Here is a 23,840-nt window from a genome sequence, read left to right as displayed (position 1 = left end):
CTTCAGCGCCGATGGTAGTAGGGGGCTTCCCCCTGTGAGAGTAGGACGTCGCCGGGCAAAGGCCATCCCCTGTGGGGGATGGTTTTTTTGTGTTTGAAATTATTCCATTTGGAGGTAAAGCTATTCGATGATCATCTTTGCATTGCCTGTAAAGTTGACTTATTGTTGATTAATAACGATTAGGAAAGGCGATGATGAATATGGCTTCCGTTTATGACTTTTCAGTTGAAAGGCCAAATGGTACTTTGCAATCAATGAAGGACTACGAAGGGTTAGTTACCGTCATTGTTAATACAGCGAGTAAATGCGGATTTACGGAACAGTTTAAAGAGCTTCAAAAGCTTTACGAGGATTACCGTGACCAAGGATTTGTCGTTTTAGGCTTCCCTTCAGATAACTTCATGAATCAAGAATTCGATTCGATTGAAAAGACTTTATCGTTTTGTGAAAGGAATTATGGAGTCACTTTTCCGATGTTTAACAAGGTTGATGTTGTAGGAAGTAATTCTGCTCCGTTGTTTTCTTTTTTAGTAGAACAAAAGAAGGGACTGCTCACTGAGGGCATCAAATGGAACTTCACAAAGTTTCTTGTTGATAGGAAAGGCAACGTGGTAGATCGGTTTGCACCGCAAACTTCCCCGGATAAAATGCGAAGAGCAATTGAAAAGTTAATTCAGTGAATTTATGGAATTCATTTTCTTATTCCAGTCGCCTTGACACGTCCTATAAGCGCTGATAACCTTTTAATAATATTCAACTGCAGATAATGATATTAGAGGAGGAAACGAAATGTGGGAATCTAAATTCACTCGCGAAGGATTGACTTTCGACGATGTATTGCTTGTGCCGGGTGCTTCGGAGGTATTGCCAAAGGATGTAAATCTCTCGGTCCGTTTGACGGAGAAAATGACTTTGAACATTCCAATTATCAGTGCTGGCATGGATACGGTGACTGAGTCAAAAATGGCAATTGCAATGGCGCGTCAAGGCGGACTTGGTGTTATTCATAAAAATATGACTATCGAAGAGCAGGCAGAGCAAGTTGTAACGGTGAAACGCTCAGAGAATGGCGTTATTACAAATCCTTTCTTCCTCACTCCTGAACACCAAGTATTCGATGCGGAGCATTTAATGGGCAAGTATCGTATATCTGGCGTTCCAATCGTCAACAATATGGACGAGCAAAAACTTGTTGGTATTTTGACGAACCGCGATCTGCGATTCATCCAAGATTATTCGCTTATTATCAATGATGTGATGACGAAGGATAATTTAGTGACAGCTCCAGTCGGGACGACGTTGGAAGATGCTGAAAAGATTTTGCAGCAATATAAAATCGAGAAGCTGCCGATTGTCGATGAAAATGGAATCCTAAAAGGTCTTATTACAATTAAAGATATCGAAAAAGTGATTGAGTTCCCGAATGCTGCGAAAGACAGTCAAGGTCGTCTACTTGTCGGAGCAGCTGTTGGCGTAACATCCGATACGATGGTACGGGTTCAGAAACTCGTTGCTGCAGAAGTTGATGTCATCGTTATCGATACAGCGCACGGTCATTCGAAAGGTGTGCTCGATACGGTTGCACAAATCCGTAAAGAGTATCCGGAACTAGATATCATTGCGGGGAATGTAGCAACTGCGGAAGCGGCTGCAGCATTGTACGAAGCAGGCGCCGATGTTGTCAAAGTAGGAATTGGGCCAGGATCCATTTGTACGACACGCGTCGTTGCAGGCGTCGGTGTTCCTCAAATCACTGCAGTTTATGAATGTGCTTCTGAAGCACGTAAACAAGGAAAAACAATCATTGCAGACGGTGGAATAAAATACTCCGGCGATATCGTAAAAGCTTTGGCTGCGGGCGGACATGTCGTCATGCTAGGAAGCTTGCTAGCCGGAACGACTGAAAGCCCTGGAGATACGGAAATATTCCAAGGCAGACGTTTCAAAGTATACCGTGGCATGGGATCAGTGGGCGCAATGGAACATGGTTCCAAAGACCGTTACTTCCAAGAAGATGCGAAGAAGCTAGTGCCGGAAGGAATCGAAGGCCGTATGCCTTACAAAGGGCCACTTGCAGACACGATCCACCAACTCGTTGGCGGAATCCGGGCTGGCATGGGCTATTGCGGAACGAAAGACCTTCATGATTTGCGTGAAAAAGCACAGTTCATCCGCATGACTGGTGCAGGTCTTCGTGAAAGCCATCCGCACCAAGTGCATATTACGAAGGAAGCGCCAAACTACTCCATTTCATAATAAAGCAGTAGTTATAAATAGGGAACTTCAGCACCTTTCCACACGTCTTGATATGAGCGGAAAGGTGCTTTTTTAATCGAACCCCCTAATCGTGTTCATGATGTGTTAAAATATAAAGTGGAAAATTGCAATGACGGAGGTATATTGGTGAAACGGGAAATGAGAAAATGGGTTGCTTTGCTGATCATTCCATTTGTATTAATGATGACGTTCGGCACAGCGCCTGCACAAGCAGAATCGACACTTGGCATTCACGTGGATGGTGCCATTCTAATTGACGCGGATAGTGGAAAAATTTTATACGAAGAGAATGCAGATACACCACTCGGCATTGCAAGTATGTCAAAAATGATGACTGAATATATCTTATTTGAATCTATAAAAGAAGGTAAAATCAGTTGGGATCAAGAATACAAAGTAACTGATTACACATATGCGATCTCCCAGGACAGGCGTTTAAGCAACGTTCCGCTTCGTAAAGACGGCACGTATACGATCAGGGAGCTTTATGAAGCATTAGCAATTTATTCGGCGAATGCTGCCACAATCGCTATTGCTGAAACGATTGCAGGCACGGAAACAGAATTCTTGAAATTGATGGATGCTAAAGCGAAAGAACTTGGTTTGATTGATTATAAATTCGTCAATTCTACAGGTTTGAACAATGAATACTTACAAGGGATGCATCCGCAAGGGACTGGCGACAAAGACGAGAACGTCATGCCTGCCAAATCGGTTGCACGACTTGCATACCATTTGATGAAAGATTACCCGGAAGTTTTGGAAACGACGAAAATCAATTCGAAAATATTCCGTGAAGGAACATCGGATGCTATTAAGATGGACAACTGGAACTTTATGCTTCCAGGTTTCGTTTATGAATATGAAGGCGTTGACGGATTGAAGACAGGAACGACTGATTTCGCTGGCCATTGCTTTACAGGAACAGCGAAACGTGGCGATAAGCGGGTCATCGCTGTCGTCATGAAGGCTGTTGACGCAAATGGAGTCGGCTCGTATAAGGCAAGGTTCGATGCGACACGTGCATTGTTCGATTATGGTTTCAGCCAGTTTTCTGAAGAGGAACTTCTACCAGAAGGCTATCAATTCAAAAAGCAAAAGACATTGAATGTCCTAAAAGGGAAAGAGAAGACCGTTTCCATCGAAGTGAAAGAGCCAATCCAGGCGATGATCAAGTCGAATGAAAAGGATCTCTATGAGCCGAAACTTGTCCTCGATGAGTCGCTATTGAAAGATGGGTCACTCGAAGCGCCTATTAAAAAGGGAACAGTCGTCGGACATGTAGAGCTTGTTAAAAAAGAGGGCGATGATTACGGATTCATCGATTCGAAAAACCTCGGCATGGATGTCGTCGTCACGGATGACGTTGAAAAAGCCGGCTGGTTCTCATTGATGATGAGTGCAATCGGTGATTTCTTCTCCGGTATTTGGGATAGTGCAACTGGGTTTATAAAAGGTTTATTCAAATAAAATGAGGTGATGGGTCCGCTTAGGATCCATCACCTTTTTTCTATATTCCAAGCTTTCATCAGTCGCTCGACAGCCCATGTAATTCTGTCGTCTGCCAAGCCTCCGAAACCGATTAAGAAGGACGGCTGCGAACTCTTTGAAACTTTACTGTACTCATTCAAACCATAGACGCGAATGCCTTGCGTTAGAGCTGCCTTGGTTAATGAGTCCTCATTCTCATCTGTACGTACATTGATGAGGATGTGCATGCCTGCCTCGTCCCCTGAGAATGTAATCTTCGGCGCATATTGCTGCAAGGAATCGGTAAGCAACTGTAGTTTGCGTTTATATACCTTTCTCATCCGGTTTAAGTGACGGGCAAAATGGCCGTCCGCCATGAAACGTGCTAGCGTGTGCTGGTCAAGCCGCGGTACAGTCGATGAGTAGTGGATGAATGCCTCTTCGTAATGTTTGAGCAAAACAGGAGGAAGCACCATATAGGCAATCCGCAGTGATGGCATAAGAGATTTTGAAAAGGTGCTGACGTAGATAACGTTGCCTGCCTTATCCATTCCTTGCAGAGAAGGGATTGGGCGGCCGGTATAGCGGAATTCACTGTCGTAATCATCCTCTATGATAAAATTGCTGGCATGTGTTGCCGCCCAGTTCAACAAAGCTGTTCTACGGGCCGCAGAGAGTACTGTACCGGTCGGGAACTGATGGGATGGTGTCACATAAGCCACAGTTGCTTCCGACTGCTGGAGCGCCTGAACGTCCATTCCTTCCATGTCGACTGCAATCGGCACAGCCTCCCGGTTGTTATGGAAGAAGACGTGATGGGTGAGCGGATATCCCGGATCCTCAATGGCATACTTTGCTCTCGGTCCTAGAATTCGGATGAGCAATGGCATAAGCTGTTCCGTACCCGAGCCGACGATGATCTGGTCCGCGGAGCAATCGACCCCTCTCGAATGGTATAAATACTTCGCAATTTCTTGCCGAAGCTCTACATCTCCATGCGGATGACCTAATAGTAGAAGGTGCGACGACGATTCATCGATGGTATCTTTTGCGTATTTCCGCCACTGTGCAAAAGGGAATGACTCCGTATCGATCTTACCCGGTGAGAAGTCAATTTCAAGTTCTTTTCGTACCTCTTTTGCAGTAAACTTGAATTCCTCGGTGGGCTGTACATATGCCAATTCGCCGACTTCCTGTACAAAATAGCCTTTTCGCGGTTTGGATGTAATAAACCCTTCCGCCGCCAGCTGTCCATAAGCGATTTCAATCGTCGTCTGGCTGACATCGAGAAATTCACCGAGTTTCCGTTTTGAAGGCAGCTTTTCGCCTACAACGAGCTTCCCTTCGGTGATGTCATTGCGAATTTGTTGGTAAATTTGCTCGTAGAGAGGCGTTTCGCTATCTTTATTCAGTTCAATTAAGAGCATTTCCATGTGATGCACCTCGCCTAAAAAAGTTATCGGTCATTTCCCGATGGATATCAATCATTTCCCGGGATATATTGATCAATTCAAACTTGTTATTGATTATTTCCCGAGTTATATTGATCATTTCCCAAGATATATGGTCATTTTGTGACTATAGAACTATTTAATAAAAACAATCTGACCCCTTCATTTATCATCAAACTGAGTATTTCAATATGGTCATACTCTAGTATACTGAATGAAATGAAAAGGGGGAAGAGTTAATGGATTTTAAGTATGGCGGCGTAATTATGGATGTTATCAATGCAGAACAGGCAAAAGTAGCGGAGGCAGCAGGAGCAGTGGCAGTTATGGCGCTTGAACGCGTCCCATCGGATATCCGAGCAGCGGGCGGAGTTGCCCGGATGGCAGATCCGCGCATCGTTGAAGAAGTTCAAAAGGCAGTTTCGATTCCGGTTATGGCTAAAGTGCGGATTGGACATATTTCAGAAGCACGTGTGTTGGAGGCAATGGGTGTGGATTTCATAGATGAAAGTGAAGTGTTGACTCCGGCGGATGACGAGTTTCATTTATTGAAGAGCGATTATAAAGTGCCGTTCGTCTGCGGCGCTCGTAATCTAGGTGAAGCGGCGCGCCGTCTCGGAGAAGGAGCAAAGATGCTTCGTACGAAAGGTGAACCGGGAACGGGCAATATCGTTGAAGCGGTACGCCATCTACGTCAAGTGAATGCGCAAGTGAATCAAATCATTCATATGAATAATGATGAACTGATGGTAGCTGCGAGGGACTTGGCAGCGCCTTATGATGTGTTGCTCTCCATACGCGCAGCGAAGCGTTTACCGGTTACCAATTATGCAGCGGGCGGCGTAGCGACTCCTGCGGACGCTGCGCTGATGATGGAGCTTGGCGCAGACGGCGTATTCGTCGGTTCTGGTATTTTTAAATCCGACAACCCTGAACGCTTCGCGCGAGCGATTGTCATGGCAACGGAGGACTTCCGTAACTATGCATTGATCGGTGATTTATCTAAAGACATTGGCACGCCGATGAAAGGTCTAGAAATAAGTAAGTTAGCAGAAAGTGAATTAATGGCGGTACGTGGAGTTTGATGGGAAGATGTCCAGAGCATACGGTGTATGTTCTGGATTTTTTTATTGTTATGGATAGATGTTTTTGAAACATTTAATGAGGAAATAGCGTAGTAAAGATTAGAAGGCGTAAATGTAACAAGGAGGTGGGCGGGATGGCTGAAGCAATTTTTTTGTTCATCCTCTTCGTTCCAGTCAGCGTATTGACATTTTTGGCTCCACGGGAAATGATGTTATTTGGGAAACGGTGGCAATATGATGGGGAGCCTGAATTTTCAAAGGGAGCAATTCTTTATACGAAAATCACTTCTGCAATTGTTGCTGTAGTGTTCACATGGATCCTTGTTGTTAGTATAATCAATGCTTTTCGTTGAAAGGGAGTATGAAGTTGGTAGAGTTGCTGAAAGTATTCGATGAAGATTATAAGTATGTATGTGATGAAACGAGAGACATCATCCATAAGAAAGGCTTATGGCACGAGACATTCCATTGTTGGCTCGTAGATGAAGCAAATGTTTTTATTCAAAAAAGAAGCGCCACTAAAAATGATTTCCCAAGCTTGTATGATATTACAGCGGCGGGTCATTTATTGGCGGACGAGAATGTTATGGATGGAATCCGTGAAGTGGAGGAGGAGCTTGGCATACAAGTGGACCTTTCCAAGTTAAAGAGGATGGGGGCTGTTCGAGACGTCATTAGGCTGCCGGAATTCATTGACAAGGAATTTGCGAATGTTTTTCTTTATCAATCAACCTTCGCGCCGACTGATTTCACATTGCAACAGGAAGAAGTAGATAGCATTCACGCTGTTTCAATCGGAGATTTACAGGCACTCTTTAGGGGACAAGTTGAAAACATCGTTTGCTTAGACGGCAAACAAATGAGCTTGAATGATTTTGTTCCACATGAAACAGAATATTTTAACGCAATTGCGGATATGTTAAAGACGATAACTTCGTGAAACTTGCAAACAGTGGCTGTATGTAGTAAAGTGGTGTTAATTTCAAATTAAAGACGATGATGGGAAGCAGTAGCAAGCAAGTTTTTCAAAGAGAGCCGGCGGGTGGTGCGAGCCGGTAAAGACACTTGTGAATCCGTCCCTGAGTAGCTGGGCTGAACGAAGAGTAGGCCTTGCCGGACATTGAACCGTTATTTCAAAGAGTGGATCAGCTTTTTGCTGATCAATTTGGGTGGCAACGCGGGTAGTTCTCGTCCCTTGTATAGGGGATAGAGGGCTTTTTTTGTGTCTGAAAATAATCGTCACATTCAAAACTGAGGAGGAATCGGCTATGTTAGACATTAAATTGCTTCGTGCGAACTTCGATGAAGTAAAAGCTAAGCTTACGAAGCGCGGAGAAGACTTGACGGATTTGGATAAATTCGTCGGACTGGATGAAAAACGGAGAGAACTGATTGCGAAAGTGGAAGTGCTGAAAGCGGAGCGTAATGAAGTTTCGCAAAAAGTAGCGGAAATGAAGCGCAATAAGGAAAATGCGGATGACGTAATCGCACGCATGCGTGAAGTCGGAGATGAAATCAAAACGCTTGATGAGCAATTGCATCAAGTCGAAGAAGATTTGAATTACATTATGATGCGCATTCCGAACATTCCGCATGAATCAGTACCGGTCGGTGATAGCGAAGATGATAACGTCGAAGTCCGTACATGGGGCGAGAAGCCGGATTTCACTTTTGAACCGAAGCCGCATTGGGAAATTGGGACGGATTTGAACTTGCTCGATTTTGAACGTGCAGCAAAAGTGACGGGCAGCCGTTTTGTGTTTTATCGTGGACTAGGTGCGAGACTAGAGCGTGCGTTGATCAGCTTCATGCTCGATCTGCACGTAGAGGAGCATGGCTATGAGGAAATGCTACCGCCATATTTGGTAAACCGTACGAGCTTGACAGGTACAGGCCAATTGCCGAAATTCGAAGAGGATGCGTTCTTGATCGAGGAAGAGGATTATTTCTTAATTCCGACGTCTGAAGTTCCGGTGACGAACTATTACCGTGACGAAATTCTAGATGGTGCTCAATTGCCGATCGCTTATACTGCTTACAGCACGAACTTCCGTTCAGAAGCAGGATCTGCAGGTCGTGACACACGTGGCTTGATTCGCCAGCATCAGTTCAATAAAGTCGAGCTTGTCCGCTTTGTGAAGCCGGAAGAGTCCTACGATGAGTTGGAAAAATTGACAGGACACGCGGAGAAAGTATTGCAATTGCTTGGACTTCCATACCGCGTCCTAAAAATGTGCACAGCGGATCTAGGATTCACAGCAGCGAAGAAATACGATATTGAAGTATGGATTCCGACACAGGAAACATACCGTGAAATCTCTTCTTGCTCAAACTTCGAAGATTTCCAAGCGAGACGCGCTTCTATCCGTTTCCGTCGCGAGCAAGGTGCGAAACCTGAATTCGTTCATACGTTGAACGGAAGCGGTTTGGCAATTGGACGGACAGTTGCAGCTATCCTGGAAAACTTCCAGCAAGAAGACGGATCTGTCATCGTTCCAGAAGTACTGCGTCCTTACATGGGTGGAAAAGAAGTTATTCGATAAAAAGAAAAGCGATGCGACAGTCACTCGACTTCCCGCATCGCCTTTTTTTGTTCTTTTTTCTTTTCCCGCAATGACCGGAAAAAACTTGTCAGCATTGTTCCACATTCATCCGCAAGCACGCCTTCCGCCACTTCGCATTCATGATTGAAACGTGGGTCGTTCAGCAATCGGTACAATGAATCAACGCAGCCGCCTTTCGGATCACGTGCCCCATATACGACGCGTGGAATCCGTGATTGTAAAATTGCACCTGCACACATCGGGCATGGCTCGAGTGTTACATACAACGTCGTTTCTTCCAACCGCCAGCTGCCAATTGCACTGCATGCATCTTGTATGGCAGATAACTCTGCGTGTGTGACCGCATTCTGGGACGTTTCCCGTAAGTTATGCCCAGTGGCAATTATCTCCCCATCTTTCACGATGACTGCTCCAATCGGAACTTCGCCAAGCGTCTCGGCCTTTTTAGCTTCTTCTATCGCCAGTCGCATGAAGTGGCGGTCTGTTTCAAATACATCCATCTGTCATCTCTCCTTGCAACTAGTGTATCATCCTGCAAAGTGTCCTTGCCATTTTTCGACAACATCTATGTTTCAACACCCTATTATGATAAAATGAAGTGCAGAAATTGACGAATTAAAGGAGAGCATTTTATGTCTGTTCCGTTCATTACGGTAGAGGGGCCGATCGGCGTAGGCAAAACGACGTTGTCAAAAGCGATTGCAGAAGCGCAACGGTTCCATCAATTAAGCGAAATCGTGGATGAAAATCCATTTTTAAATAAATTTTACGAAGACATTGAGGAATGGAGCTTCCAAACTGAAATGTTCTTCCTATGCAACCGTTATAAACAGCTGAGCGATATTCAAAAGAAGTTTTTAAGCCAACAACAGCCCGTCGTGGCGGATTATCATATATTCAAGAACCTCATTTTTGCAAGGCGCTCACTTCCTGCGGATGAATATGCCAAGTACGAAGAGATTTACCATATATTAACGAAGGACATGCCTGTTCCGAATGTCATCATTTATTTACATGCAACACTTGATACGTTGATGAAGCGGATTGCACTGCGCGGGCGTGACTTCGAAAAGAATATCGATCCTTCCTATCTGCAAAGGCTGTCGGAGGATTATGAACAGTTCATCGCAGACTTTGAAGCTGCGCATCCGGACATCCCGGTCCTTCATTTTAACGGTGATGAAATGGACTTTGTCAATGACGAGCGGGATTTACAAGCGATTCTAAGCAAAGTCGATGAGACGATACGAAAAGGAGCAGTACAATGAACTTAAGAGAAAAATATGGGATTCCGAAAAATGCAGTCATCACGATTGCAGGAACAGTCGGAGCCGGTAAATCGACGATGACGAACGCACTCGCGCAAGCACTAGATTTTCGGACGTCTTTAGAAAACGTGGATAACAATCCATATCTAGACCGTTTTTACGATGACTTTGAAAAATGGAGCTTCCATTTGCAAATCTATTTTCTTGCGGAACGTTTCAAGGAACAGAAACGCATTTTTGAATACGGTGGCGGTTTCATCCAAGATCGTTCAATTTATGAAGACACTGGAATCTTCGCCAAGATGCATAAAGACAAAGGGACGATGGATCCGGTTGATTATGATACGTATACGAAGCTATTCGAGGCGATGGTCATGACTCCATATTTCCCGCATCCTGACCTGCTCGTCTATTTGGACGGACCGTTTGAGAAAATTATTGCGCGTATCCAAGAGAGAGGTCGCTCGATGGAACAGCAGACGCCGCTGTCCTATTGGGAAGAACTGCATGAACGCTATGTAAAGTGGATCGATTCCTTCAATGCTTGTCCTGTACTTCGGATTGATATTACAGATTACGATTTAAAAAGCAATCCACATGAGGTGGAAACGGTCGTTGAGCGGATTGGCAATATGCTGAATTTGTCTGCAGCCCTAAAAAAATAATAGAGACAGAAGCATCGTGAATGAATCATTTGCGGTGCTTCTTTCGTTTTTATTGAATAGAATCAAAATTCCCCTCAAACTTTGATATAGTGGGATGCCTAATGGCTGAAAAAGGGTATCTGACACTGTGAACAATGCAAGAAGGGTTGTCTATACTGGAGGGTTTTATTTGAATGCTGTCATGAACAGATTAAAAAAGATGACATATAAACAAATTCTACTTGTCTCTTTACTAGGACTTTGCTTTGCTGTCTCTATGTTTGTAGTTAACCATAATTATACATTTTACGGGCAGCCAATCGCAAAAGTCATTCAAACTGAAATCGCAGATGTATCTAACATTACGGATATGAATAATAACAAAGATCGTCTGTTCACACAGCACATCACTGCTGAAATAAAAAACGGAGAACATAGAGGACAGCTAATCCAACTAACGAATAAGTATTCCTCATCTGGAGCTTACGATCAACAATACCGTGTTGGAAATGGACTGTTCGTTTCGATTGAAGCGAATAAAGCGGGAGATTCCACGTTAACCGGAAGCATCATTAATGTAAAACGTGACCAATTCGTTGTGCTGATTGCTTGGATTTTTGTTTTTACGTTACTCATTGCAGGGAAGAAGCAAGGCTTGCTGTCAATTATAAGCTTAGCCGTAAACGCCACATTACTTTCATTTGCCTTGGATGTTTACATTTAAAAACCCATCGATCAGTTTAGTTTTGATATGCGCTGTTAGCGGGATTATATTCACTATTATTTCCTTGACAATCGTCAGCGGTTTGAATGAAAAGACCTACGCTGCCATACTGGCGACCTTGTTAGGGACATTCATATCCCTTGGCCTTGCGTATATTGTTATTTGGGCCTCTTCAGGAAATGGACTCCGCTACGAAGAAATGCAATTTTTGACGCGTCCGTACCATATGGTCTTTATGGCAGGATTGCTCATCGGATCGTTAGGTGCCGTAATGGATGTTGCGATTACGATGTCCTCTTCACTCTTTGCTTTATACGAACAAAATAACGATATATCCATGAAGGCACTGAAAGCCTCGGGTATTGATATAGGCAAGGATATTATGGGGACGATCACAAGCATTTTGTTTTTTGCTTATATTAGTGGGTCGATCCCAGTCATCATTTTATACTTAAAAAATGCATCCCTTCTGGGCTTCACCCTTTCCATGAATCTCTCACTAGAATTGGCCCGCGCTCTCGTCGGAGGAATTGGAATTGTATCGACGATTCCGATCGGTCTTTACACGACCCTTTATTTTGTGAATCGAAAGAGGGTGAAATCATGAATGTAATTGTTGTGCTAGCGCTCATTTTATTTGTACTCATGTTGATTGTCGGTGGAAAAAAAGGAGTCAGGTCTTTTATTTCCTTATTCTTGAATTTTGGCGTTATCATGTTCACGATTTTCCTGATGACAAATCCACAATGGAATCCCATAATCATAACGGTCATCGCATGTGTACTTATTAGCTGCATTAGCCTGTTTTTTATTAATGAAGTAAACAGTAAAACGATTGCCGCTTTTATTTCTACGATGGTCACAATTATGTTGTTGCTTTTCTTTATCATCATTGTGACAAAATATGCAATGATCCAAGGCTTTGGCGAGGAGGAAATAAATGAGCTAGGCATATTTTCACTTTTCATTGGCATTGATTTCACGAAACTTTTAGCTTCAGTAATTATTATGAGTACAATCGGTGCCATTATGGATGTGGCAATTTCAATGGCGGCTTCCATGCATGAAATCTTCAATAACAATCCATCAATCAGCAGGAGAGATTTATTTGCTTCAGGAATGAGAGTCGGGCGAGATATTTTAGGTGCGGATACGAATACATTGTTTTTCGTATTTTTCGGAGGCTATTTAGCATTGCTGTTATGGTTTAAAGATCTTCACTATTCCGTTGGGGGTATTCTCAACTCCAAAATATTCAGTGCCGAAATGATTTCGATTCTATGTGCCGGTATCGGAGTGGCACTGAGTCTTCTAATTGCGTCGGGCATCAATGCATATCTTTTAATTAGGAAAAGGGAAAAAGGGCAGGTATAGATGATATCGGGCAAATTCACCGATATTGCTCCAATCGAATAATATGTACTGACCCAAGTATGAATATTGGAGTGGTAGAGTGAACCAATATTATGGAATTGACTCGGCGTATCCGAAGTTTCCTATGAGCCCTTCACGACCTATCAATTGTTATAGCGGCGCTCAAGTGACATTATGGAATAAAAACCGGCTTCTCTGGGAGCAGCATGTCACGTGGACACGGATGGCTATCACTGCAATCGTTTTCCAAGTTCCGGATTTGAAATTTGTACTCGCACGCCTATTGCGAAATGCTACAGACATGGGAAATGCCTTGAGACCATATTATGGCGATAAAATTGCAGATGCGTATCGTGATCTTATCTCTGAACATTTGATGATTGCGGCAGATTTGGTGACCGCCGCTGTAAATGGAGATACGGAAAAGGCAGAGCAGAAAGAAGCGGAGTGGTACCGGAATGCAGACGAAATTGCAGAATTTCTGAATAGGATTAATCCATACATCGACAAAGAAGCGTTTCGGAAGATGATGTATTCCCATTTGGCTTTGACGAAGCTCGAAGCGGTATGTATGATCCAAAAGAATTTCGAATTGGAAGTGCAAGTGTTCGACCAAATTGAGGCAGAAGCGTTGATGATGGCGGATATGATTTCGGAGGGCATATTTAAGCAATTTCCTTACATGTTCGTACCTTAATGAAAATGAGCGGTGGATATTACGTTTAGTAAGCGTAAATATCCACTGCTTTTAGTTTACTAGTCATTATTCACGATTAATATCAACCAATCGTCAGTAAAGCATTTGTAGTTGTTTTCATCTAGAATAGAGACATCCATAAGTAAAGGAGCGGAAAAACATGCAATCAATCGCAGGAAAAGTGGCATTAATTACAGGAGCAGGCCGCGGAATCGGACGAGCAACAGCATTGGCATTTGCGAAAGAAGGTATTCACGTAGGTCTAGTTGGACGCACGCTTGAAAATTTACAACGAGTTGCAGAGGAACTTAAACAATATGACGTGAAGGTAGCATTCGCTGCGGCAGATGTGGCAGATTTAGACTCGATTGCATCAGCAGTCGAATCCATCCGTGGAGAGCTAGGTCCAATCGACATTTTAGTGAATAACGCTGGCATTTCAAAGTTCGGCAGCTTCATGGACTTAACGCCTGAAGAATGGACAAATATTATCGATGTCAACGTCAAAGGCGTGTACTACACAACACGCGCGGTATTGCCGGAAATGATCGAGCGGAACACAGGTGACATTATTAATATCTCATCAACGGCTGGTCAAAAAGGTGCACCAATCACAAGTGCATATTCGGCTTCAAAAGCCGCAGTGATCGGAATGAGTGAGTCATTAATGCTTGAAGTGCGCAAGAAAAATATTCGAGTGACAACATTGACGCCAAGTACGGTTGCAACGGATATGGCTGTTGAACTGAACTTGACAGACGGCAACCCTGAAAAAGTGATGCAAGCAGAAGATTTAGCGGACTTAATGGTTGCACAGCTAAAACTTCACCCTCGTGTCGTTTTAAAACATGCTGGACTCTGGTCAACGAATCCTTAATCGATTGAATTAATATAGAAAGACGCTATCCAGTGGATAGCGTCTTTTTGATCAGCATCTTCTTAAAACAAAAGAGCGGCTTTATTTTTATGATTGTACATACGACTTCACGAAAAACTCGTTATACAACTCTTTCAAACTCTTCGTTTCGTCCTGTACTTTTACCCCAAAAACAAGGCTGACTTCGGATGACCCTTGGTTAATCATTTCAATGTTGGTGCCGCTTCTCGCAATGGCTGTCGCAGCCCGTGCTGCCAAGCCGGTCGTATATTGCATGCCTTCACCTACAAGTACGATCATCGAGTAATCGTGCTCAACGATGACAGCATCCGGTTCCAATTCTTTCTGGATCCGCTCCACAATCCGTTCTTCCTTCTCTTTCGTCAGGAAGCGACTACGGATGATGATGGAAAGGTTGTCGATACCAGACGGCGTATGTTCGTACGAAATGCCTTCTTCCTCGAAAATCTGCAGAAGTCTGCGACCGAATCCAATTTCCAAGTTCATTAAATATTTATCGACGTAAATGGCGGTAAAGCCGCTGTCCGCAGCAATTCCGATAACTTGCTGCTCATTATAATCCCGTTCTTTGACGATCAACGTACCTGGTGCTTCAGGATTGTTTGTATTTTTGATACTTACAGGGATTGATTTCCGGAAAGCGGGGATGAGCGCTTCGTCATGAAAAACGGAGAAGCCTGCATAGGCGAGTTCCCGCATTTCACGATATGTCATCTTTTCGATCGCAACCGGGTTTTCGATCACAGTCGGATTGGCAGCAAATACCGAGTCGACATCTGTAAAGTTTTCATAGAGATCTGCCTTCACAGCTGCCGCAATGATAGAGCCGGTAATATCTGAGCCGCCTCGATTGAAAGTACGGAGTGTTCCGTCTTCTGTATAGCCAAAAAATCCCGGAAAAACAATAATTCCTCTTTCATCACGTAATTTTGCAAGCCGTTCATCCCCTTCAGGCAATGCCCGAACACGCTCCGGACGATCGTTTACGAGCAATCCGCCTTCTCTAGGGCTGACATACTTCGCATCAAACCCAATGTATTGGAAATAGGCGGCAATCAACTTTGCATTATTATCCTCGCCCGCAGCTTTCATCGTATCCATGAACAATAGGGAGTCATCTTTGTCGCGAGAAAGTCGTTCGCGTAAATCTTGATCTATCTTATGAATAATGTCACTGTCGAGTCCGAGACTTTCAGCAATCGAGCTATATCGACCGACGACTTCCAGCAGATCGGTTTCTGTTTCTTCATTTGCCAATGCCTTCTCACCAAGTCGGATCAGGAGGTCAGTCACTTTAATATCATCCGAAAAGCGTTTTCCAGGCGCTGAAACAACAACAATTTTACGGTCACTGTCGGAAGTTACAATATCGACTACTTTTCTAATTTGATCGGCAGTGGCAACGGAAGTGCCGCCGAATTTACATACCTTCATATTCATCAGATCCAATCTTTAATAAAATTACAATTCATGATATCTTGAACTTTAACATAAATGGGGTTGTTATTGAAAGTTTATTTCTCTATAATGTCCTTATGCGAAGAACGATTGTTTTTTCATAGTGTACATATAGTGAGGAGAATCGTCAAATATGATTAATGAAATCAATATCGGTTTACTTGGATTCGGTGTCGTAGGTGGCGGTGTAGCTGAAATCATACATAGGCACCAAGATGACTTGAACCATAAATTAGGTGTTCCTGTAAAGATAAAAAAAGTCCTCGTAAAAGATGCAACGAAAAAACGGGATACGGAACTGTCACCGGACATTTTCATTACAGATTTGGACGAAGTAATTGAAGATCCGTCAATCGATCTCGTCGTAGAAGTGATTGGAGGGACAAGTGAGGCAAAACAAGCGATTGAGAAGTCGCTTCGAGCAGGCAAAGGAGTCGTGACGGCGAATAAAGATGTCATGGCTCAATTCGGACATGAATTATTGAAGCTTGCGGATGAACATAAATGTGATTTGTTCTATGAAGCGAGCGTCGGTGGCGGCATACCGCTCATTCGAACGCTTGAAGACGGACTTGCATCCGACCGGATCCGTGCACTGACAGGCATCGTAAACGGAACGACGAACTTCATCCTGACGAAAATGAAACACGAAAAGAAAACGTATGAAGAAGCTTTGGCAGAAGCGACGGAGCTTGGCTACGCGGAAGCCGACCCATCAGCGGATGTCGATGGAATTGATGCGGCACGGAAAATGACAATCCTCGCGTCACTTGCCTTTTCAACAGATGTCAGCTTGGACGACGTCTTTGTGAGAGGAATGAAGGAAATCAAAGATGGCGACCTTGCATTGGCGGAACAGTTCGGCTTCACTGTGAAAATGGCTGGATTTGCGAAAAAGGATGACGATGGAATCGAAATTTCCGTAGAGCCGGTATTCATCCAAAACTCGCATCCGCTTGCCTCTGTCAATAATGAATTCAATGCCGTCTATGTATATGGGGACACCGTCGGGGAGACGATGTTCTATGGACCGGGAGCAGGTTCGTTGCCGACAGCGACTTCGGTAACAGGAGACATCGTCGCGGCGTGCCGTAATTTATTGCTCGGTGTAAACGGAAAAAGACTCCATGCACCGCAATATACGTATAAAGTAAAAAACGACAACCAAATCATCGGCCGCTATTTGCACAGAATCTCCGTCAAAGACGAAGTGGGCGTCCTGACAAAATTGGCATCGATCTACAGCAATCATGGAGCAAGCCTTGCAACCGTCGTCCAGCATGAAGGCGACAGTAATGGGGGCGTCGACTTGATTATGATTACACATAGCATTTCAAGGCAACAGCATTTAGACATCATGAATGAACTGCATAACACACCGGAAGTGAACGGTGTTGTGAGCTACTACCGAGTGGAGGGTGAAAACAGATGAGAAGATGGAATGGATTAATCGAAGAATACAAAGAATGGCTGCCGGTGACGGAGAATACGCCGGAACTGACATTACAAGAAGGAAACACACCGCTCATCCATTTGAAAAACCTCTCCGAACAATGGGGCATCAATCTTTACGTAAAGACAGAAGGGACAAACCCGACAGGCTCTTTCAAGGATCGCGGCATGGTGATGGCCGTCGCTAAAGCGAAAGAGGAAGGGAAAACCGCGCTCATTTGCGCATCCACGGGCAATACATCTGCTTCAGCAGCGGCGTACGGCGCACGCGCAGGGATGCGGACAATCGTTGTTATCCCGGAAGGACGGATTGCTCTTGGGAAATTGGCGCAGGCGAAAATGTACGGTGCGGAAATCGTGGCGATCGAAGGAAACTTCGACGAAGCGCTGCGAATGGTCCGTGAAGCGGGCGAAGGGAAAATTGCTCTTGTGAATTCAGTGAATCCATACCGGCTGGAAGGACAAAAGACGATTGCTTTCGAAACAATCGAGCAATTAGGGAAAGTACCTGATATATTTGCGTTGCCAGTCGGAAATGCAGGGAATATTTCTGCTGCTTGGAAAGGCTTTAAGGAATATGACGAGAAAAAAGGTTCAGGTACGCCGAAGTTATTAGGCGTACAAGCGGATGGAGCAGCTCCAATTGTTTACGACCATGTATTCGAAGAACCTGAAACTGTTGCAACAGCCATCCGGATCGGGAATCCCGCAAGCTGGCATTTGGCGACAGCGGCTCTTGAAGAGTCAGACGGGGCGATTCTTTCCGCAACGGACGAGGAGATATTGGAAGCCTACCGTCTTTTAGCTTCGACGGACGGTATTTTTGCAGAGCCTGCCTCCTGTGCAACGATTGCAGGCATTAAGAAACAACTCGATGCAGGTCTGATCGAGAAAGGGACGACGATTGTAGGTGTGCTGACAGGAAACGGACTGAAGGATCCTGAAACAGCGATTATAGTAAATGAAGGGCAACCATTCCTCTCCAGGGAGCAGTTCGATGCATTTTTGAATGATGTAAAGGCAGGGGCAAACTGATGGAGGCACCATTATTCACGGTCGTCGTCCCAGCTACGACAGCGAATTTGGGACCAGGGTACGACAGTGTCGGGATGGCGCTTTCCTTGTATATGACCGTCGAGGTAAAAGAGGCACTGAAATGGAATGTCCATTACGAGGGAGAAGAATATGCCGGTTTGGCGACTGACGACACGAATTTAATCGTCCGAACGATTCAAGACGTGGCGGGAAGGCATGGCAAGGAAGTTCGTCCACACACTTTGCGCGTCATTTCCGATATTCCTCTCGGTAAAGGACTCGGCAGCAGCGCAACAGCCATCGCTGCCGGAATTGAAATTGCTAACGAGCTGCTCGATCTATCATTGTCACCGAAAGAGAAAGTAGCAATCGGCAGTGAAATTGAAGGCCATTCAGATAATGTAGCCGCTGCCCTTTTAGGAGGCGTGACAGTCGCCTATTTCATAGAAAATGAATTAGAAGTCGTCCAACTGCCGCAGCCGATAATCGGTGTAATCATTCTCGTTCCGCCGAATGCGTTGAAGACTTCGGAGTCTAGAGGGTTTCTTCCCCAGGAGCTGCCTCATTCAGTGGCGTCTGCGGGGAATGCCGCGAGCAACGTCATGCTGACCGCCATGGCGCTTGGGGATTGGGAGTTGGCCGGCAAGATGATGGAGAAGGACATTTTCCATGAACAATACCGAAAACCGTTGCTGCAAGACTTTGATCAAATACGTGATTTTTGTCATGGATTAGGAGCATACGGGACGACAATCAGCGGAGCAGGTCCTTCCTTGTTTGTGGCAGTGAAGGAAGGGAAGCAGGAGGAAATTGCGAAGCAGCTGGAAAAGGAATTCCCATATTACAGAGCGATTGCAATCACACCATCTCCTATCGGTTCCACAATACAAAAAGATGCCTAGCCAATGTGTGGCCGGGCATCTTTTTTAGATAAAAAAAATCCATTACATTTAATGTAACAGACTTCTCCAACTTATGCGCTTTTTTAAAATGGATGGCGGAGGAAGAGGGATTCGAACCCCCGCGGGCTTTAACACCCCTGTCGGTTTTCAAGACCGATCCCTTCAGCCGGACTTGGGTATTCCTCCGTATCAACAAAACATAATTTATCATGTTTTAATATAAGGTGTCAACTACTTATCTGTACCTCATTTAAGAAAATATATTCAGGGAAATCTGTCTACTTTCTTTGTTTTTATAGACACATTAAAAAAACAAATTTCAAAGAAACACGAATAAACGCCTGAGATTTTATTCGAAATAATAGAAGTTTCGGTATCCATCTGAATAAGCTTCCTTTCCTATTTCTGTGAGGACGGGTTGATTTCATCCATAAAAACATGTATACTAATAAAGCCGTGCTAGGTGGGGAGGTAGCGGTGCCCTGTAACTTGCAAGCCGCTCTAGCAAGACTGAATTCCTTTCCCGAGGCTGTTCGCATGTAGGGTCTGCCTCTTGCACGTAGTGTTGACGTCTGGGTCCTGCGCAATGGGAACCCATGAACCATGTCAGGTCCGGAAGGAAGCAGCATTAAGTGGTATTTCTCATGTGCCGCGGGGCAGCCTAGGCTGAGCTGTCGACAGGAGTAACGCTTATGTGCGGCAGTCGAAGGAAGGTGCACGGCATTACATATTCAAATTCAACTCGTCCGTTTATCGGGCGAGTTTTTTTATGTATCTATGTTATAATAAAAGTACTATTGCTTCGAAAAGGAAAGGAGGGGGAATGGTGGTTTATCAAGCTTTTTATCGTGTCTACCGCCCGCAGTCCTTCAGCGAAATGTCCGGCCAGCGACACGTAAAGCAAACATTGCAAAACGCCTTGCTGCACAATAAAACGTCCCATGCCTATCTGTTTTCAGGACCGAGGGGGACGGGAAAGACGAGCGCTGCAAAGGTATTTGCGAAGGCATTGAATTGTGAGAACGGCCCCGCAAGTGAGCCGTGCAATGAATGTCCAACATGCATTAGCGTGACAGAAGGGTCGAATACAGACGTTATCGAATTCGACGCCGCTTCGAACTCCCGAGTGGAAGAAATACGGGATATTATCGAGAAAGTAAGATTCGCCCCATCGAATGCTCGCTTTAAAGTCTATATTATCGATGAAGTGCATATGTTATCCAATTCAGCGTTCAACGCACTGTTAAAGACGTTGGAAGAGCCGCCGGCGCATGCGGTTTTCATCTTGGCAACGACAGAGCCCCATAAGCTTCCGTTAACCATCATTTCCCGATGTCAGCGTTTCGATTTCAAACCGATCACTTCAGCTGAAATTGTAGATCGGATGAAACAAGTGTTGGACGATGCCGGTATCGACGCGGATGAAGGGGCATTGAAGGTCATTGCGCAGGCTGCTTCAGGCGGAATGCGTGATGCACTCAGCATGCTTGACCAAGTCGTGTCTTTCAGCGGTGAACGTCTGACAGCGGAAAGTGCACTGCTCGTTACGGGATCGATCGGGGAAGATATTTTCTATCAATTAGCGGAAGCACTGCTGTCAAAAGACGCCGCAGCCGCATTGACAATGCTCGATCAACTCATTGCCGAGGGGAAGGATGTATCGCGCCTGGCAGAGGACCTTATAACATTTTTCAGGGATCTCCTTCTATTGAGAACCGCTCCGGATTTAATCAACCTGCTTGAATTGATTTCAGGGGATGAACGATTCGTATCCATGTCCAACGCATTCGAACCGGAAACTCTCTATTCATTCATAGATATCCTTTCGAAGACACAACAGGAAATGCGTTTTTCAAACCATGCGAAAGTGTATGTGGAATCAGCATTGCTAAAAATGATCCATCTGGAAGGGCCGGCTGTACAAGCTGCGGGCAATCAAGCGGCCGATCCTCACCTCGCGCAAAAGGTGGAGAGCCTGGAACGGCTCATTGCAGACCTCCAGCAACAGCTTGCCAATGGGATTCGTCCCGCGGAAGGCGCACCGGCTGCTGCACAGCCAAAAAGAAATGCTTCTAAATCATCCCAAGCATTCAGAATACCGACTGGAAAGATAAATGAAGTTCTGAAAAATGCCACCCGTCAAGACATTCAAGTGATTCGGGAAGAGTGGGCGACAATGATGCAGACATTGCAAAGATCCCACTCGGCACTCCTTGAAGAAACTGAACCTGTAGCGGCATCTGACAACGCTTTTGTGTTAAAATTCAAGTATGAAATCCATTGCCTCATGGCATCGGAAAATTCCTCGCTTAGATCTGGCCTATCGGAAGCCCTCCGCACACGTACCGGCAAAGCATATGATGTCGTGTATGTTCCGGAGGACGGTTGGCTAAAGGTTAGAGAGGAGTTTATCCGGAATAATGGTTTGACGAAGCAACAGGATAATACGGACGAGACAGCAGGCGAGGAGAAGGATGGAGCGGAGGAACTCCCTTCATTCGTTCAGGAAGCCGAGCAGTTGAATGATGATCCGATTGTTGCGGAAGCGGAAAGAATGTTTGGCAAGGAATTCATAAAAGTACATGATGATTAAACAAAATTGAGGAGGAAATCACTATGCGTGGTATGGGAAATATGCAAGGCATGATGAAGCAAATGCAGAAAATGCAAAAGAAAATGGCGGAAGCCCAAGAAGAACTAGGTGAAAAGCGTCTTGAAGGAACAGCGGGAGGCGGCATGGTGAAAGTTGTCGTTTCAGGCCATAAGGAAGTGCTTGAAGTTGTCATCGATCCATCAGTCGTCGATCCGGAGGACGTGGAAATGCTGCAGGACCTTGTTGTGATTGCTACAAATGAAGCGATGAAGCAAGCTGAAGAACTAACGAACTCCACAATGGGGCAATTCACGAAAGGATTGAACCTGCCTGGAATGTTCTAGGAGGAAAAGACATGCATTATCCTGAACCGATATCGAAACTGATCGATAGTTTCATGAAACTGCCAGGCATCGGCCCGAAAACAGCGGGTCGTCTGGCGTTTTTTGTATTAAGTATGAAAGAAGATACAGTTCTAGACTTCGCCAAGGCGCTCGTCGATGCAAAACGGAATTTGCGTTTCTGCTCAGTCTGCGGGCATATAACCGATATAGATCCATGTCAGATATGCCAGGACCAATCTCGTAACAGGTCTATGATCTGCGTCGTCCAAGATCCAAAAGATGTGATTGCCATGGAAAAGATGAGGGATTACAACGGTCTATACCACGTCCTGCATGGTGCAATTTCTCCGATGGACGGTGTTGGGCCTGAAGATATCAATGTCCCTTCCTTATTGACCAGGCTTCAAGATGAAGAAGTGGAAGAATTGATCTTAGCGACAAACCCGACAATCGAAGGGGAAGCGACAGCAATGTATATTTCGAGACTAGTAAAACCGTCAGGCATAACGACTACGAGAATTGCACATGGCCTTCCTGTCGGAGGAGATTTAGAATATGCGGATGAAGTGACACTATCGAAAGCACTTGAAGGACGCAGAGAATTATAGGAGGTCAACGTCGATGTTTGGCCGAAAGAGAAAATTAAAAAGGGAATTCGATGCCCAGCTTTACAACTTGCTTCTCGAAACAAAGGAAGAGTGGGAGCGGGCGAGGGAAATTGAGAAGTATTTGAATGACTATGATCAAGAAGTGATGGTACGAAGAAAGATAGCTGAAAGTAAGTACTTTCATTTATTCAAAGAAGCAAAGGAACGCCAGCTTCGCATAGATCGCGGATGAGCCTTAGCGAATTGGGAGCTGGACGAACGTGATAATTTACTAGGAAAGCGCATAGAGTGGACTATTAGTCGAAAGGAGCGCTTTCCATGAAATTTATCGGCATCGCCACCATCGGAGCTATTCTATTACTACTATTGATGATGGATAAAAAGCAATTGAAGAAATTGTCCGAGCGTCTATCTGTATTTTGGTTCCGTTTGGCTTTCGCATTTCTTGCACTCTTTATCTTGAATATTGTCGGCGGCTTTATTGGAATCTATTTTCCGGTGAATATTGCATCCGGCCTCCTTTTAGCCGTATTGGGAATACCAGGCTTCGCTGCGTTATTCGCGTTTGCGGTTTTTCTATGATGAATGTCTCTTCTATATATAGAAGGGGCATTTTTTATGTGGGGGAATAAAATATAAATTATTGCCATCCGGCGCTTGAACTACAAGGAGCTGCAATTGCCCAACAAGCTAGTAAAGCACAAAAGGATATCTAACTTTAGTAAGGGTTGACTCTTCAATACCCTTTATAGAAGTTGATTGGTAAATGACTAGATGTCAAAAGAAATTGTTTTTTTAATAGGTATTGCGCTTATGAAGAGGAGATGTTATATTAATATCCTCGCGTTTCCGATAAATGAATAACTACTTCAAAACAGCTTAAAAGTTTTTGAAAAAAGTTGTTGACAAAGGAATTGCGAAGATGGTATTATATAAGAGTTGCTTCTGACGAAGCGGCGCACAATGAACCTTGAAAACTGAACAGCAAAACGTCAA

At 44.6% G+C, this 23,840-nt stretch carries 23 protein-coding genes, 1 tRNA gene, 1 other RNA gene, 1 pseudogene and 1 other annotated feature; of the genes and pseudogenes, 22 read left to right on the top strand and 4 right to left on the bottom strand.

Features of this window, described 5'->3' with window-relative positions; translation table 11 throughout:
- Positions 1-200 precede the first annotated feature (200 nt).
- The 3 genes from ACR65H_RS18250 (at position 201) to ACR65H_RS18240 (ending at position 3,747) form a co-directional block, all read left to right on the top strand.
- Complete coding sequence (locus ACR65H_RS18250; RefSeq protein WP_440502352.1) at positions 201-680, top strand: glutathione peroxidase; 480 nt, start codon at positions 201-203, stop codon at positions 678-680.
- A gap of 109 nt (positions 681-789) precedes the next feature.
- Positions 790-2,256 carry an IMP dehydrogenase gene (gene guaB, locus ACR65H_RS18245; protein WP_440502350.1) on the top strand — a complete coding sequence of 489 codons (1,467 nt, stop codon included), beginning with the start codon at positions 790-792 and terminating at the stop codon, positions 2,254-2,256.
- A 147-nt stretch (positions 2,257-2,403) separates the two neighbouring features.
- Positions 2,404-3,747 carry a serine hydrolase gene (locus ACR65H_RS18240; RefSeq protein ID WP_440502348.1) on the top strand — a complete coding sequence of 448 codons (1,344 nt, stop codon included), beginning with the start codon at positions 2,404-2,406 and terminating at the stop codon, positions 3,745-3,747.
- A gap of 29 nt (positions 3,748-3,776) precedes the next feature.
- On the opposite strand, the gene pdxR is transcribed toward ACR65H_RS18240, so the two are convergent.
- Positions 3,777-5,180 carry a MocR-like pyridoxine biosynthesis transcription factor PdxR gene (pdxR, locus tag ACR65H_RS18235; RefSeq protein ID WP_440502346.1) on the bottom strand — a complete coding sequence of 468 codons (1,404 nt, stop codon included), beginning with the start codon at positions 5,178-5,180 and terminating at the stop codon, positions 3,777-3,779.
- A 257-nt stretch (positions 5,181-5,437) separates the two neighbouring features.
- On the opposite strand from pdxR, the gene pdxS reads away from it, so the two are divergent.
- The 4 genes from pdxS to serS all read left to right on the top strand — a co-directional run bounded on the left by pdxS (position 5,438) and on the right by serS (position 8,826).
- Positions 5,438-6,283: a pyridoxal 5'-phosphate synthase lyase subunit PdxS gene (gene pdxS, locus ACR65H_RS18230; protein ID WP_440502344.1), complete on the top strand. Its 846-nt coding sequence runs from the start codon at positions 5,438-5,440 to the stop codon at positions 6,281-6,283.
- A 134-nt stretch (positions 6,284-6,417) separates the two neighbouring features.
- Positions 6,418-6,636: a DUF6199 family natural product biosynthesis protein gene (locus ACR65H_RS18225; protein ID WP_440502342.1), complete on the top strand. Its 219-nt coding sequence runs from the start codon at positions 6,418-6,420 to the stop codon at positions 6,634-6,636.
- Between the two features lie 14 nt (positions 6,637-6,650).
- On the top strand, positions 6,651-7,223 hold the full coding sequence (locus ACR65H_RS18220) for an NUDIX hydrolase (RefSeq protein ID WP_440502340.1): 573 nt from the start codon (positions 6,651-6,653) through the stop codon (positions 7,221-7,223).
- A gap of 47 nt (positions 7,224-7,270) precedes the next feature.
- Positions 7,271-7,482: a binding site (T-box leader), on the top strand.
- Between the two features lie 69 nt (positions 7,483-7,551).
- A complete protein-coding gene (serS, locus tag ACR65H_RS18215) occupies positions 7,552-8,826 on the top strand; it encodes a serine--tRNA ligase (RefSeq protein WP_440502338.1) in 1,275 nt (424 codons plus the stop codon).
- 20 nt (positions 8,827-8,846) lie between these two features.
- Here the strand turns inward: serS and tadA are convergent, their stop codons facing one another.
- Positions 8,847-9,347, bottom strand: a complete 501-nt coding sequence (gene tadA / locus ACR65H_RS18210; protein ID WP_440502336.1) for a tRNA adenosine(34) deaminase TadA — start codon at positions 9,345-9,347, stop codon at positions 8,847-8,849.
- A gap of 132 nt (positions 9,348-9,479) precedes the next feature.
- Between tadA and ACR65H_RS18205 the strand changes: the two genes are divergently transcribed.
- The 6 genes and pseudogenes from ACR65H_RS18205 (at position 9,480) to ACR65H_RS18180 (ending at position 14,431) form a co-directional block, all read left to right on the top strand.
- The gene (locus ACR65H_RS18205) at positions 9,480-10,115 is read left to right on the top strand and encodes a deoxynucleoside kinase (RefSeq protein WP_440502334.1); all 636 of its coding nucleotides are present in this window, start codon (positions 9,480-9,482) and stop codon (positions 10,113-10,115) included.
- Positions 10,112-10,780, top strand: a complete 669-nt coding sequence (locus ACR65H_RS18200) for a deoxynucleoside kinase (protein ID WP_440502332.1) — start codon at positions 10,112-10,114, stop codon at positions 10,778-10,780. The genes ACR65H_RS18205 and ACR65H_RS18200 overlap by 4 nt, the downstream gene beginning before the upstream one ends.
- 169 nt (positions 10,781-10,949) lie before the next feature.
- Positions 10,950-12,090: pseudogene (locus ACR65H_RS18195) on the top strand (YibE/F family protein).
- Positions 12,087-12,857 (top strand): YibE/F family protein, encoded by a 771-nt coding sequence (locus ACR65H_RS18190; protein WP_440502330.1) that lies wholly within the window; start codon positions 12,087-12,089, stop codon positions 12,855-12,857. Before ACR65H_RS18195 ends, ACR65H_RS18190 begins: the two are co-directional and overlap by 4 nt.
- Before the next feature lie 124 nt (positions 12,858-12,981).
- The gene (locus tag ACR65H_RS18185; protein WP_440502353.1) at positions 12,982-13,554 is read left to right on the top strand and encodes an acetylglutamate kinase; all 573 of its coding nucleotides are present in this window, start codon (positions 12,982-12,984) and stop codon (positions 13,552-13,554) included.
- Positions 13,555-13,714: 160 nt separating this feature from the next.
- The gene (locus tag ACR65H_RS18180; protein WP_440502328.1) at positions 13,715-14,431 is read left to right on the top strand and encodes a 3-ketoacyl-ACP reductase; all 717 of its coding nucleotides are present in this window, start codon (positions 13,715-13,717) and stop codon (positions 14,429-14,431) included.
- Between the two features lie 87 nt (positions 14,432-14,518).
- Here ACR65H_RS18180 and ACR65H_RS18175 read toward each other — a convergent pair whose 3' ends face one another.
- Entirely contained in the window at positions 14,519-15,886 is a 1,368-nt protein-coding gene (locus ACR65H_RS18175) for an aspartate kinase (RefSeq protein WP_440502326.1), read from the bottom strand.
- Positions 15,887-16,043: 157 nt separating this feature from the next.
- Here ACR65H_RS18175 and ACR65H_RS18170 point away from each other — a divergent pair, with 157 nt between their 5' ends.
- Genes ACR65H_RS18170 through thrB form a run of 3 tightly spaced genes read left to right on the top strand, consistent with a single transcriptional unit; the run spans position 16,044 to position 19,299 of the window.
- Complete coding sequence (locus tag ACR65H_RS18170) at positions 16,044-17,342, top strand: homoserine dehydrogenase (RefSeq protein ID WP_440502325.1); 1,299 nt, start codon at positions 16,044-16,046, stop codon at positions 17,340-17,342.
- Positions 17,339-18,397 carry a threonine synthase gene (gene thrC / locus ACR65H_RS18165; RefSeq protein ID WP_440502323.1) on the top strand — a complete coding sequence of 353 codons (1,059 nt, stop codon included), beginning with the start codon at positions 17,339-17,341 and terminating at the stop codon, positions 18,395-18,397. The genes ACR65H_RS18170 and thrC overlap by 4 nt, the downstream gene beginning before the upstream one ends.
- Positions 18,397-19,299: a homoserine kinase gene (gene thrB / locus ACR65H_RS18160; RefSeq protein WP_440502321.1), complete on the top strand. Its 903-nt coding sequence runs from the start codon at positions 18,397-18,399 to the stop codon at positions 19,297-19,299. The genes thrC and thrB overlap by 1 nt, the downstream gene beginning before the upstream one ends.
- A 93-nt stretch (positions 19,300-19,392) precedes the next feature.
- On the opposite strand, the gene ACR65H_RS18155 is transcribed toward thrB, so the two are convergent.
- Positions 19,393-19,485: transfer RNA gene (locus tag ACR65H_RS18155), tRNA-Ser, on the bottom strand.
- Between the two features lie 268 nt (positions 19,486-19,753).
- Between ACR65H_RS18155 and ffs the strand changes: the two genes are divergently transcribed.
- From ffs to ACR65H_RS18125, 6 genes are all read left to right on the top strand, one after another.
- Positions 19,754-20,020: signal recognition particle sRNA large type (ffs, locus tag ACR65H_RS18150), an RNA gene on the top strand.
- 105 nt (positions 20,021-20,125) lie between these two features.
- The gene (dnaX, locus tag ACR65H_RS18145; RefSeq protein WP_440502319.1) at positions 20,126-21,892 is read left to right on the top strand and encodes a DNA polymerase III subunit gamma/tau; all 1,767 of its coding nucleotides are present in this window, start codon (positions 20,126-20,128) and stop codon (positions 21,890-21,892) included.
- Between the two features lie 23 nt (positions 21,893-21,915).
- Positions 21,916-22,236 carry a YbaB/EbfC family nucleoid-associated protein gene (locus ACR65H_RS18140; protein ID WP_239433651.1) on the top strand — a complete coding sequence of 107 codons (321 nt, stop codon included), beginning with the start codon at positions 21,916-21,918 and terminating at the stop codon, positions 22,234-22,236.
- An 11-nt stretch (positions 22,237-22,247) separates the two neighbouring features.
- On the top strand, positions 22,248-22,844 hold the full coding sequence (gene recR / locus ACR65H_RS18135) for a recombination mediator RecR (protein WP_440502316.1): 597 nt from the start codon (positions 22,248-22,250) through the stop codon (positions 22,842-22,844).
- A gap of 13 nt (positions 22,845-22,857) precedes the next feature.
- Positions 22,858-23,076, top strand: coding sequence for a YaaL family protein (locus tag ACR65H_RS18130; protein ID WP_440502314.1), 219 nt, complete (start codon positions 22,858-22,860; stop codon positions 23,074-23,076).
- Positions 23,077-23,162: 86 nt separating this feature from the next.
- Positions 23,163-23,426 (top strand): pro-sigmaK processing inhibitor BofA family protein, encoded by a 264-nt coding sequence (locus ACR65H_RS18125; RefSeq protein WP_440502312.1) that lies wholly within the window; start codon positions 23,163-23,165, stop codon positions 23,424-23,426.
- The last annotated feature ends 414 nt before the right edge of the window (positions 23,427-23,840 follow it).

It is taken from the genome of Sporosarcina sp. SAFN-015 (assembly GCF_059415085.1).
The sequence above is the reverse complement of the archived record's forward strand: the minus strand, read 5'-3'. Positions and strand labels throughout refer to the sequence as shown.

Excerpts from the sequence above, each read along its gene's own strand:
- ACR65H_RS18185 (WP_440502353.1), top strand. The coding sequence starts at position 12,982 with ATGAGCCCTTCACGACCTATCAATTGTTATAGCGGCGCTCAAGTGACA.
- ACR65H_RS18200 (WP_440502332.1), top strand. The coding sequence starts at position 10,112 with ATGAACTTAAGAGAAAAATATGGGATTCCGAAAAATGCAGTCATCACG.
- thrC (WP_440502323.1), top strand. The coding sequence starts at position 17,339 with ATGAGAAGATGGAATGGATTAATCGAAGAATACAAAGAATGGCTGCCG.
- recR (WP_440502316.1), top strand. The coding sequence starts at position 22,248 with ATGCATTATCCTGAACCGATATCGAAACTGATCGATAGTTTCATGAAA.
- serS (WP_440502338.1), top strand. The coding sequence starts at position 7,552 with ATGTTAGACATTAAATTGCTTCGTGCGAACTTCGATGAAGTAAAAGCT.
- ACR65H_RS18180 (WP_440502328.1), top strand. The coding sequence starts at position 13,715 with ATGCAATCAATCGCAGGAAAAGTGGCATTAATTACAGGAGCAGGCCGC.
- ACR65H_RS18125 (WP_440502312.1), top strand. The coding sequence starts at position 23,163 with ATGAAATTTATCGGCATCGCCACCATCGGAGCTATTCTATTACTACTA.
- ACR65H_RS18140 (WP_239433651.1), top strand. The coding sequence starts at position 21,916 with ATGCGTGGTATGGGAAATATGCAAGGCATGATGAAGCAAATGCAGAAA.
- pdxR (WP_440502346.1), bottom strand. The coding sequence starts at position 5,180 with ATGGAAATGCTCTTAATTGAACTGAATAAAGATAGCGAAACGCCTCTC.
- ACR65H_RS18190 (WP_440502330.1), top strand. The coding sequence starts at position 12,087 with ATGAATGTAATTGTTGTGCTAGCGCTCATTTTATTTGTACTCATGTTG.
- ACR65H_RS18225 (WP_440502342.1), top strand. The coding sequence starts at position 6,418 with ATGGCTGAAGCAATTTTTTTGTTCATCCTCTTCGTTCCAGTCAGCGTA.
- ACR65H_RS18130 (WP_440502314.1), top strand. The coding sequence starts at position 22,858 with ATGTTTGGCCGAAAGAGAAAATTAAAAAGGGAATTCGATGCCCAGCTT.
- ACR65H_RS18175 (WP_440502326.1), bottom strand. The coding sequence starts at position 15,886 with ATGAAGGTATGTAAATTCGGCGGCACTTCCGTTGCCACTGCCGATCAA.
- guaB (WP_440502350.1), top strand. The coding sequence starts at position 790 with ATGTGGGAATCTAAATTCACTCGCGAAGGATTGACTTTCGACGATGTA.
- ACR65H_RS18205 (WP_440502334.1), top strand. The coding sequence starts at position 9,480 with ATGTCTGTTCCGTTCATTACGGTAGAGGGGCCGATCGGCGTAGGCAAA.
- pdxS (WP_440502344.1), top strand. The coding sequence starts at position 5,438 with ATGGATTTTAAGTATGGCGGCGTAATTATGGATGTTATCAATGCAGAA.
- tadA (WP_440502336.1), bottom strand. The coding sequence starts at position 9,347 with ATGGATGTATTTGAAACAGACCGCCACTTCATGCGACTGGCGATAGAA.
- thrB (WP_440502321.1), top strand. The coding sequence starts at position 18,397 with ATGGAGGCACCATTATTCACGGTCGTCGTCCCAGCTACGACAGCGAAT.
- ACR65H_RS18250 (WP_440502352.1), top strand. The coding sequence starts at position 201 with ATGGCTTCCGTTTATGACTTTTCAGTTGAAAGGCCAAATGGTACTTTG.
- ACR65H_RS18170 (WP_440502325.1), top strand. The coding sequence starts at position 16,044 with ATGATTAATGAAATCAATATCGGTTTACTTGGATTCGGTGTCGTAGGT.